General features: G+C 62.1%; 3 protein-coding genes. All 3 read left to right on the top strand.

Annotation, left to right across the window (positions count from 1 at the left end; all coding sequences use genetic code 11):
* On the top strand, positions 1 to 1,122 hold a 1,122-nt coding region (locus VMR03_RS03700), incomplete at its 5' end, for an ATP-grasp domain-containing protein (RefSeq protein ID WP_325402404.1).
* 176 nt (positions 1,123 to 1,298) lie between these two features.
* Positions 1,299 to 1,772, top strand: coding sequence for a transcription elongation factor GreA (greA, locus tag VMR03_RS03695; RefSeq protein WP_325402402.1), 474 nt, complete (start codon positions 1,299 to 1,301; stop codon positions 1,770 to 1,772).
* An 80-nt stretch (positions 1,773 to 1,852) separates the two neighbouring features.
* Positions 1,853 to 2,191, top strand: a complete 339-nt coding sequence (locus VMR03_RS03690; protein WP_325402400.1) for a GIY-YIG nuclease family protein — start codon at positions 1,853 to 1,855, stop codon at positions 2,189 to 2,191.
* Positions 2,192 to 2,353 lie beyond the last annotated feature (162 nt).

Below are 2,353 nucleotides of genomic sequence, written 5' to 3'. Positions count from 1 at the left end.
GCCGAGCGCATCGGCTATCCGGTCGTCATCCGCCCCTCTTATGTGCTGGGCGGCCGTGCGATGGAAATCGTGCGCGATACGGGCCATCTCGAACGCTACATCACGGAAGCCGTCGTCGTGTCCGGCAAGAGCCCGGTGCTGATCGATCTCTATTTGCGCGACGCGATCGAGGTCGACGTCGACGCGCTCTGCGACGGCAAGGATGTCTTCATCTGCGGCATCATGGAGCATATCGAGGAAGCCGGCGTCCATTCGGGCGACAGCGCCTGCTCGCTCCCGCCCTATTCGCTGCCGAAGGAAACCATCGCCGAGATCGAGGCGCAGACGCGCGCGATGGCACTGGCGCTCAACGTCGTCGGCCTGATGAACGTGCAATATGCGGTGCAGGACGGCACGATCTATGTGCTCGAAGTCAATCCGCGCGCCTCGCGCACGGTGCCCTTCGTCGCCAAGGTGATCGGCTCGCCGGTGGTGAAGATCGCCGCCAAGGTGATGGCGGGCGTGCCGCTGGCAAGCTTCAAGCTCGAGCCCTTCCACTACGATCATGTCGCGGTGAAGGAAGCGGTCTTCCCCTTCGCGCGCTTCCCCGGCGTCGACACGATCCTCGGGCCGGAGATGCGCTCGACCGGCGAGGTGATGGGCCTCGACAAGAGTTTCGCCGTCGCCTTCGCCAAGAGCCAGATCGCGGGCGGCACGAAAGTGCCGACTACCGGCACCGTCTTCGTCTCGGTCAAGGATGGCGACAAGGACAAGATCGTGAAGCCGGCGCGGAAGCTCCTCGACATGGGCTTCAAACTGATCGCGACGGGCGGCACGGCGCGCTTCCTGAAGGAACAGGGGCTCGAAGTCGGCACCATCAACAAGGTGCTCGAGGGACGGCCGCATATCGTCGATGCGATCAAGAACGGCGAGGTCGCGCTGGTCTTCAATACGACCGAGGGCGCGCAAGCGGTGGCCGATTCGATGTCGCTTCGTCGCGCCGCGCTGATGATGAAGGTTCCCTATTATACGACGATCGCGGGCGCCCGCGCCGCCGTGGAAGGGATCGACGCCATCAGAAAAGGCCAGCTGGAGGTCGCTTCCCTCCAGTCCTACGCCAAGGATAAGGCCGCGGCCGAATAGTTCCCGACCGGGGCCACAATTCTGGAATTGACCTTCGGCGCGGGCCTCCCCCACAATCGGCGCCAGAACCCGGACCGGAGCCTGTTCCCAGGCTCCGGCGGGTTTTTATTGGCATGAGCCGGACCCCGGCCGGTCGAGAGACCCGCCGGGCACAACTTTTAGAGAGACCGTCCGACATGGAACGAGTTCCGATGACCGCCGAGGGCTACAAGTCCTTGGAGGACGAAATCAGATTTCTGAAGTCCGTCGAGCGCCCGCGCATCATCAAGGCGATCGCGGAGGCGCGCGCGCATGGCGATTTGTCGGAGAACGCCGAATATCACGCCGCGAAAGAGCAGCAGGGCCTCAACGAGAGCCGCGTGCTCGAACTTGAGGACAAGATCAGCCGCGCCGAAGTGATCGACGTGTCGAAGCTCTCCGGCACGACGGTGAAGTTCGGCGCGACGGTGACGCTGGCCGACGAGGACACAGACGAGGAAGTGAAATACCAGATCGTCGGCGAGATCGAGGCCGACGTGAAGAAGGGCCGCGTCTCCATCACCTCGCCCATCGCCCGCGCGCTGATCGGCAAGTCCGTCGGCGACAGCGTGGAAGTGAACACGCCCGGCGGCGGCAAGAGCTACGAGATTTTGAAGATCGAGTTCAAGTAGGGCGGCTGCATTTCATTCCGCTTAACCCAACCTGTCACCCCGGGCTTGTCCCGGGGTCCAGGGGCCGTAAACTTCAGTCTATGCTGAAGAGTTATTACGTCTACATCCTCGCAAACGGCCGCAACGGAACGCTCTACATCGGCGTTACGAACGATATTGTTCGACGCATCGCAGAACACAAAAGCGGCCAGGCAAAAGGCTTCACGAAAAGATACGATGTTACTCAGCTTGTCTGGTTCGATGAAACGCCAGATGTGAACGCTGCCATTCAGCGTGAGAAAACGATGAAGCGATGGCCGCGCGCGTACAAACTTAACGTCATTGAAGAGATGAACCCGCAATGGCGGGATTTGTACGATGATCTGATTGCCGTACCGCCGAATATGCCGCCCCTGGACCCCGGCACAGGGCCGGGGTGACACCTTGGGGTGGAATTAAGGCCTACTCCTCCTCCGTCTCCAGCGCCTCGAGCGGTACGCCCGGCAGGTGCTTCGACTGGCGGATGGTGAGGGAGGTGCGGACGCTGGCGACGTTCGGGGCGGGCGTCAGCTTTTCGGTCAGGAAATTCTGGAAGGTCGCGA

The sequence above is a fragment of the Parvibaculum sp. genome, from assembly GCF_035511255.1.
Lineage (GTDB): Bacteria > Pseudomonadota > Alphaproteobacteria > Parvibaculales > Parvibaculaceae > Parvibaculum.
The sequence above is the reverse complement of the archived record's forward strand: the minus strand, read 5'-3'. Positions and strand labels throughout refer to the sequence as shown.

What these genes read in the sequence shown, in the direction of transcription:
- greA (WP_325402402.1), top strand. Translation starts at nt 1,299, where the DNA reads ATGGAACGAGTTCCGATGACCGCCGAGGGCTACAAGTCCTTGGAGGAC.
- VMR03_RS03690 (WP_325402400.1), top strand. Translation starts at nt 1,853, where the DNA reads ATGCTGAAGAGTTATTACGTCTACATCCTCGCAAACGGCCGCAACGGA.